Genomic DNA, 6,800 nt, shown 5'->3' on the forward strand with positions numbered 1-6,800 from the left:
AGGCGCTCTAAGGGATTAGCATCATGGTGGAAACTCTTCCGGCAGCAGATTACATCGAGTTCGCGCGCCCGTTTCCAATGCATCGTGGAGGTGTACTGGAAGATTTCAGGCTGACGTATGAGACGTTCGGGCAACTGAATGATCGTCGCGACAACATCGTCCTGGTGCTGCCCGGCATGTCCGCCAACAGCCACGTCTGCAGTGTCGCCCGCGATCCTGAGGCGGGCTGGTGGGAGGACTTTGCCGGTTCAGGCAAGCCGATCGATACAGACCGCTGGTATGTGATCTGTTTCAACTACCTGGGGGGTTGCAAGGGCTCGACGGGGCCGCTGTCCACCGAGCGGGCGAGTGGCAGGCCTTACCAGTCGCGCTTTCCCGAGCTGAGCATCGAAGACATCGTCGACACGATCGTCATGGCCGTGAAAGCGCTGGGCATGGCGCAAGTGACCTGCCTGATCGGCGCTTCGATGGGTGGCATGTGTGCGCTGGCCCTGTTGACCCGGCATCCGGGGTTTGTCCGGCATCACATCAACCTGTGCGGCGCGGCCAGTTCGCTTCCCGTGTCCACGGCCTTGCGTTCATTGCAGCGGGAAGCCATCCGCAGTGATCCGCTGTGGGCCGGTGGCGAGTATTCGCCGGATGCGCGCCCGATCCATGGCATGACGCTGGCTCGCAAGATCGGCCTGTTGAGTTATCGCTCCGGCGCGCAATTGAATCGCCGTTTCAGCCGCAGCGATCAGGCGGCGGGGAAATCCGCCGGCATGACCCACGACTTTGAAGTCGAGGATTATCTGCAGGCCAATGCATGGCGATTCGCGCGGGATTTCGACCCTAACAGTTATTTGCAGCTAAGCCGCGCGATTGATCTTTATGCCTGTCTGACGCCGCCGCAGGGCGGTTTTCAGACTGCCGGGCTGGAGCAGGTTCTGGTGGTCGGCGTCGAGAGCGACACGCTGTTTCCTGTTGCGCAACAGCAGCACATCGCTCAAGGGCTCGAGCAGGATGGTGCCGAGGTGACCTTTGTCCGGCTCGATTGCCCGGACGGCCACGACGCCTTTCTGACCGATCTGCGGGCGTTCGGGCCGCTGCTGGAACATTTCATGAATCGTATTGGTTCCGTCCTTCCTGCGGGCAGGGCGGAGCGTTGTCTGGAGTTGCACGATGAACGATTTTGACAAGGTTGCATTGGTGACCGGTGCCAACCGTGGCATCGGTTTTGAGGTGGCGCGACAACTGGCCGCCGAGGGCGTGACAGTGGTACTCAGTGGCAGGAATTATCAGGCTGTCGCTCAGGCGGCCGACGAGTTGGTCGGCATGGGCCTGAAGGCGTTCCCGTGCCTGCTGGATGTCACGGATGAAGACAGCATCGCCTCGGCGGTCAAATTGCTGGAGGCGAAGTTCGGTCGACTGGATATCCTGATCAATAACGCGGCGATCCGTATCGAATCCTACGGGTTGAACCCTTCGCAACAACCACTTCAACAGTGGCGCCAGACGTTTGAAACCAACCTGTTCGGCATGGTCGCGGTGACCCAGCATTGTCTGCCGCTGATTCGTCAATCTGCGGCCGGACGCATCGTCAACGTATCCAGTCTGCTGGCATCGCTCACCACCCATACGGACGTCGATTCTTACGCCTATTCACCGATGTTCAAATCCTTGCCGGGCTACAGCGCCAGTAAAAGCGGGGTGAATTCGTGGACGGTTCATCTGGCTTACGAGCTTCGCGATACGCCCGTCAAGGTCAATGCCGTGCACCCCGGTTACACCAAAACCGGCATGAATGACGGCGCCGGTGATCTCGATGTGCAGGAAGGCGCGCGGACCAGTGTCGCTCTGGCATTGATCGGTGCCGATGGCCCCACGGGCACTTACCGCCATCAGGACCGCGTGATTCCCTGGTGAGTCGTTGCTGTTTTTCTGCTTCCAACTGTTCAGTAGAAAGGATTCTTCATGATTAAGCTTGCACTCGTCACCGATAAGCCGAACCTGCACATTGACTACGACATGCCGCCATTGCTTGAAGCCTGCAAGCAACTGTCGATCAACGCCGATGTGTGTTTCTGGGACGATCCGTCAATCGATTGGGCGGCGTATACCGCCGTATTGATCCGTTCACCGTGGGACTGCATTGAAAACCTCGACGAATTCTTTGCCTGGTGCGACAAGGTGCATGCACTGACCTGCCTGTTGAACGTGCCGTCCGTGGCCCGGTGGGGCTTGAACAAGCTGTACCTGAAGGACATTGCTGCGCGCGGCGTGCCGATTATTCCCAGTGTGTTCCTGGCGCCCGACGACGCTCCCGAGGGTCATCTGGCTGAGTTCCTCGACGCGAACACCGACAGCCATGAATTTGTCGTCAAACCGACGATCGGCTCGTATTCGCGCGGAGTGAAAAGATTTGTCCGCGGCGGTTCCGAGGCCGCGCTGGCGCACATTCGCGCGCTGCAAAAGCGCGGTTCGCACGTGATCATCCAGCCGTACATCACCACCATCGACACTTACGGCGAGACCGACCTGACCTTCTTCGATAACACCTTCAGCCATTCCATTCGCAAGGGTGCCATGCTCATGGCGGACGGTACGGTGAACGTGCCAACCCCCGAATTTCGCCAGCCGCGCGAGGCGGATGCCGAGGAGCAGGCGGTGGCGCTATCGGCGCTGGTGGCTTCTGCCGAGGTGCTCGGGCTTGAGCTGCCGTTGCTCTACGGCCGGGTCGACGTGATCCGCGACTATGACGGTCGGCCGATGATCATGGAAATGGAGATCTGCGAGCCTTCGCTTAACCTGCCGTTTCGCGCCGACAGTGCGATGAACCTGATCAAAGGCGTGCTCAAGCGCATCGACCGGCACCTGGTCGATCTCTGACACCATCCGCGAACACCAGTAAACAGGCCCGACAGCATTGCCGGGCTTTTTTTGTGTGCGCGATTATTCGACTATGGGCGTTTTCCGATGGCACAAGGAACAGGCGTCATGACCAAGACAGCCGAGCGGGTCAACATTGTCGATACTCAGGTGTTGTCCCACGACTGGTATCTGTTGCAGAAAATCACCTTCGACTATCTACGCAACAACGGTGACTGGCAGCGGCAGACTCGCGAAGTCTACGACCGTGGCAATGGCGCGGCGATCCTGTTGTTCAACCGCGCACAGCGCACGGTGGTGCTGACCCGCCAATTTCGCTTGCCGGTGTTCGTCAACGGTCACGACGGCTTGTTGATCGAAGTGGCGGCGGGGCTGCTGGAAGGTGCGGCGCCGGAACAGCGGATCCGCGACGAGGCCGAAGAGGAAACCGGTTACCGCGTGCATGAGGTGAAGAAGGTCTTCGAGGCCTACATGAGCCCCGGCTCGGTGACCGAGAAACTGCACTTCTTCATCGCCGAATACGACGCGAAGTCGAAGGTCAGTGAGGGCGGTGGCCTGGAAGAAGAAACCGAAGAGCTGGAAGTGCTCGAATGGGGCTTCGATGAAGCACTGGCTGCATTTCACCGTGGCGAGATCTGCGATGCCAAGACCATCATGCTGTTGCAGTATGCGGCGATGAATAACCTTTTCGACAGCTGATTCAACGCCAATCCATTGTGGCGAGGGCGCTTGCTCCCGCTGGGCTGCGCAGCGGCCCCAGGTTTTTGCCCGTGCTGCGCACTGGAGCGGGAGCAAGCGCCCTCGCCACACAATGCATTTACGGGGTTAAAACAAGTTGCCTGTTCTACCGACATCAGACCAGTCACCGCCCTCCAGTGTCAGCAACCGCTCCTTGGCCTCAAGCCCACCCGCAAACCCGGTCAACTTCCCCGACGCGCCGATCACCCGATGACACGGCGCCACAATCGAGATCGGGTTACGCCCGTTCGCCGCGCCCACCGCACGCACCGCCGTCGGGTTGCCGATCTGCTCGGCGATCTGGCTGTAAGTGCGCGTCTCGCCAAAGGGGATGGTCAGCAGCGCCGCCCAGACCTTTTTCTGAAAATCGGTGCCGACAAAATCCAGTTCCAGGTCGAAGCGATCACGCTTGCCGGCAAAATATTCCTCAAGCTGCTGCGCGGTTCGCTGCAGCAGCGGATTGTCCGGCGCTTCGCTCATCGGACCGAGGCGCACCCGGCCCGGTTTGTCGTTTTCCCAGAGGATGGCCGCCAGTCGTGAGCCGTTCGCAACCAGCTTCAATTCGCCGACCGGTGAGGGCAGGGTGATGAACGTGTACGACATGGGCAGAACTCCGGATCGGTACGGCGAGAGCGCCCAGCATACTGCCTGAGCGGGGAGGCGCAAATCGCAATAGCGACCATACTGCTTGGTGCTTTTGCTGCGTTCCCCTCTGTTCTGCACAGAACCCGAAAACAAAAAAGAGATCGACTCATGAAGTACGAACCTTTGGCCAAAACGCTGATTGCGACGTCACTGGCACTGAGCTGCCTCATGGCCCACGCCGCTTCCGTGGCCCCGGTCGCCGCCGAAAACGGCATGGTGGTCACCGCTCAACACCTGGCCTCGCATGTCGGTGTCGATGTGTTGAAAAACGGCGGTAACGCGGTGGATGCGGCGGTCGCTGTGGGCTATGCGCTGGCGGTGGTGTATCCCGCCGCAGGCAACCTCGGCGGTGGCGGTTTCATGACCATTCAACTGGCGGACGGGCGCAAGACCTTCCTCGACTTCCGTGAAAAAGCCCCGCTGGCGGCGACCGCCAACATGTACCTGGACAAGGACGGCAACGTCGTCCCGGATCTGAGCACCCGTGGTCACCTCGCCGTGGCGGTGCCGGGCACCGTGTCGGGCATGGAGCTGGCGCTGAGCAAGTACGGCACCAAACCGCGCAAGGACATGATCGCTCCGGCGATCAAACTGGCGGAAGACGGCTTCGAGCTGGAGCAGGGCGACGTCGATCTGTTGGACTACGCCACCGATGTGTTCAAGAAGGACATGCGTGATTCCGGCTCGATCTTCCTGCACAACGGCGAACCGATGCAGGTCGGGCAGAAACTGGTGCAAAAGGATCTGGCGAAAACCCTGCGCACCATTTCCGAAAAAGGCGCTGACGGTTTCTATAAAGGCTGGGTGGCCGACGCAATCGTCACGTCCAGTCAGGCCAACAAGGGCATCATCACCCAGGCCGACCTCGACAAATACAAGACCCGCGAACTGGCCCCGGTGGAGTGCGATTACCGTGGCTACCATGTGGTCTCGGCACCACCGCCAAGCTCCGGCGGGGTGGTGATCTGCGAGATCATGAACATCCTCGAAGGCTATCCGATGAAGGATCTGGGCTTCCATTCGGCCCAGGGCATGCACTATCAGATCGAAGCGATGCGCCACGCCTATGTGGATCGCAACAGCTATCTGGGCGACCCGGATTTCGTGAAGAATCCGATCGAGCACCTGCTGGACAAGAACTACGCCACCAAGCTGCGCAATGCGATCCAGCCGCAGAAGGCCGGGATCTCCGCCGAGCTGAAACCCGGCGTCGCCCCGCATGAGGGCAACAACACCACGCACTATTCGATCGTCGACAAGTGGGGCAACGCAGTGTCGGTGACCTACACCCTCAACGACTGGTTCGGCGCCGGGGTGATGGCGAGCAAGACCGGGGTGATCCTCAACGACGAGATGGATGACTTCACCTCCAAGGTCGGCGTGCCGAACATGTACGGTCTGGTGCAGGGCGAGGCCAACGCCATCGCCCCGGGCAAAACCCCGCTGTCGTCGATGAGCCCGACCATCGTCACCAAGGACGGCAAAGTGGTGATGGTGGTCGGTACGCCGGGTGGCAGCCGCATCATCACCGCGACCTTGCTGACCATGCTCAACGTCATCGACTACGGCATGGGCCTGCAGGAAGCGGTCGACGCTCCGCGTTTCCACCAGCAATGGATGCCGGAAGAAACCAACCTCGAAGACTTCGCCGCCAGCCCGGATACGAAGAAGATCCTCGAGAGCTGGGGCCACAAATTCGCCGGGCCGCAGGATGCCAACCACATCGCCGCGATCCTGGTCGGCGCGCCGTCACTGGGCGGTAAACCCGTGGGCAAAAACCGTTTCTACGGGGCCAACGATCCACGGCGTAATACCGGGTTGTCATTGGGTTACTGAGAGGCGTAAAACAGGCGGCGGGGCTTGGCTCCGCCCCCTGTCTCAAGGATCGATCAAGGAAGGCCCATCATGTCTAGCGCATTGCTGATCATCGACGTCCAACAGGCTCTCTGCTCAGGCGAGTATCAGTGCTTCGACATCCACCGTGTGATCGACACCATTAACCAGCTCAGCACGCGTGCGCGTGAGGCGGGTGTGCCGGTAGTGCTGATTCAGCATGAGGAAAAGGACAGCCCGCTGGCCCATGGGGCCGAAGGCTGGCAACTCGCCGCCGGATTGCTGACGACCGCCGAAGACCTGCGCGTAGGTAAAACCACCCCGGATTCGTTCTACCAGACCGAGCTGGGCAAACTGCTGCCCAGCGAAAACTTCGAACGCCTGATCATCTGCGGCCTGCAGACCGACTACTGCGTCAACGCCACCGTGCGCCAGGCCCATCAGTTGGGTTACGACGTGGTGCTCGTGGCTGACGCCCATTCCACCGTGGACAACGGCACCATGAGCGCTGAAGACATCATCGCCGAACACAACAAGGATCTGGCGCACCTGACCGGCGCCACGGCCCGGGTCGACGTCAAACCCGCAGCCGAGATCACTTTCTAAAACCAGCGCATACCCCTGTGGGAGCGAGCTTGCTCGCGAAAGCGGTGGGCCTGTGCATGCGTTGGCTGACCCGACACCTTCGCGAGCAAGCCCACTCCCACAATGATTGA

7 protein-coding genes are annotated in these 6,800 nt (G+C 60.3%); 6 read left to right on the plus strand and 1 reads right to left on the minus strand.

What is annotated here, in order from left to right; all coding sequences use genetic code 11:
- Positions 1 to 23: 23 nt before the first annotated feature.
- The 4 genes from H043_RS29470 to H043_RS0128790 all read left to right on the plus strand — a co-directional run bounded on the left by H043_RS29470 (position 24) and on the right by H043_RS0128790 (position 3,567).
- Complete coding sequence (locus tag H043_RS29470) at positions 24 to 1,175, plus strand: homoserine O-acetyltransferase (RefSeq protein WP_081730311.1); 1,152 nt, start codon at positions 24 to 26, stop codon at positions 1,173 to 1,175.
- Positions 1,162 to 1,905 (plus strand): SDR family oxidoreductase, encoded by a 744-nt coding sequence (locus H043_RS0128780; RefSeq protein ID WP_027614694.1) that lies wholly within the window; start codon positions 1,162 to 1,164, stop codon positions 1,903 to 1,905. Before H043_RS29470 ends, H043_RS0128780 begins: the two co-directional genes overlap by 14 nt.
- Before the next feature lie 48 nt (positions 1,906 to 1,953).
- Positions 1,954 to 2,868, plus strand: a complete 915-nt coding sequence (locus H043_RS0128785) for a RimK family alpha-L-glutamate ligase (RefSeq protein WP_027614695.1) — start codon at positions 1,954 to 1,956, stop codon at positions 2,866 to 2,868.
- A 108-nt stretch (positions 2,869 to 2,976) separates the two neighbouring features.
- Positions 2,977 to 3,567, plus strand: a complete 591-nt coding sequence (locus H043_RS0128790; protein WP_027614696.1) for an NUDIX domain-containing protein — start codon at positions 2,977 to 2,979, stop codon at positions 3,565 to 3,567.
- Positions 3,568 to 3,693: 126 nt separating this feature from the next.
- Here the strand turns inward: H043_RS0128790 and H043_RS0128795 are convergent, their stop codons facing one another.
- Positions 3,694 to 4,209, minus strand: coding sequence for a methylated-DNA--[protein]-cysteine S-methyltransferase (locus tag H043_RS0128795; protein ID WP_027614697.1), 516 nt, complete (start codon positions 4,207 to 4,209; stop codon positions 3,694 to 3,696).
- Positions 4,210 to 4,359: 150 nt separating this feature from the next.
- On the opposite strand from H043_RS0128795, the gene ggt reads away from it, so the two are divergent.
- Together ggt and H043_RS0128805 are read left to right on the plus strand one after the other, a co-directional pair.
- Positions 4,360 to 6,087, plus strand: a complete 1,728-nt coding sequence (gene ggt / locus H043_RS0128800) for a gamma-glutamyltransferase (RefSeq protein ID WP_027614698.1) — start codon at positions 4,360 to 4,362, stop codon at positions 6,085 to 6,087.
- 69 nt (positions 6,088 to 6,156) lie between these two features.
- Positions 6,157 to 6,690 carry a cysteine hydrolase family protein gene (locus tag H043_RS0128805; RefSeq protein ID WP_027614699.1) on the plus strand — a complete coding sequence of 178 codons (534 nt, stop codon included), beginning with the start codon at positions 6,157 to 6,159 and terminating at the stop codon, positions 6,688 to 6,690.
- Positions 6,691 to 6,800 lie beyond the last annotated feature (110 nt).

This window comes from Pseudomonas sp. URIL14HWK12:I6, from assembly GCF_000514195.1.
In the GTDB taxonomy this organism is placed as follows: Bacteria; Pseudomonadota; Gammaproteobacteria; order Pseudomonadales; family Pseudomonadaceae; genus Aquipseudomonas; species Aquipseudomonas putida_A.

Excerpts from the sequence above, each read along its gene's own strand:
- H043_RS29470 (WP_081730311.1), top strand. The coding sequence starts at position 24 with ATGGTGGAAACTCTTCCGGCAGCAGATTACATCGAGTTCGCGCGCCCG.
- H043_RS0128780 (WP_027614694.1), top strand. The coding sequence starts at position 1,162 with ATGAACGATTTTGACAAGGTTGCATTGGTGACCGGTGCCAACCGTGGC.
- H043_RS0128785 (WP_027614695.1), top strand. The coding sequence starts at position 1,954 with ATGATTAAGCTTGCACTCGTCACCGATAAGCCGAACCTGCACATTGAC.
- H043_RS0128790 (WP_027614696.1), top strand. The coding sequence starts at position 2,977 with ATGACCAAGACAGCCGAGCGGGTCAACATTGTCGATACTCAGGTGTTG.
- H043_RS0128795 (WP_027614697.1), bottom strand. The coding sequence starts at position 4,209 with ATGTCGTACACGTTCATCACCCTGCCCTCACCGGTCGGCGAATTGAAG.
- ggt (WP_027614698.1), top strand. The coding sequence starts at position 4,360 with ATGAAGTACGAACCTTTGGCCAAAACGCTGATTGCGACGTCACTGGCA.
- H043_RS0128805 (WP_027614699.1), top strand. The coding sequence starts at position 6,157 with ATGTCTAGCGCATTGCTGATCATCGACGTCCAACAGGCTCTCTGCTCA.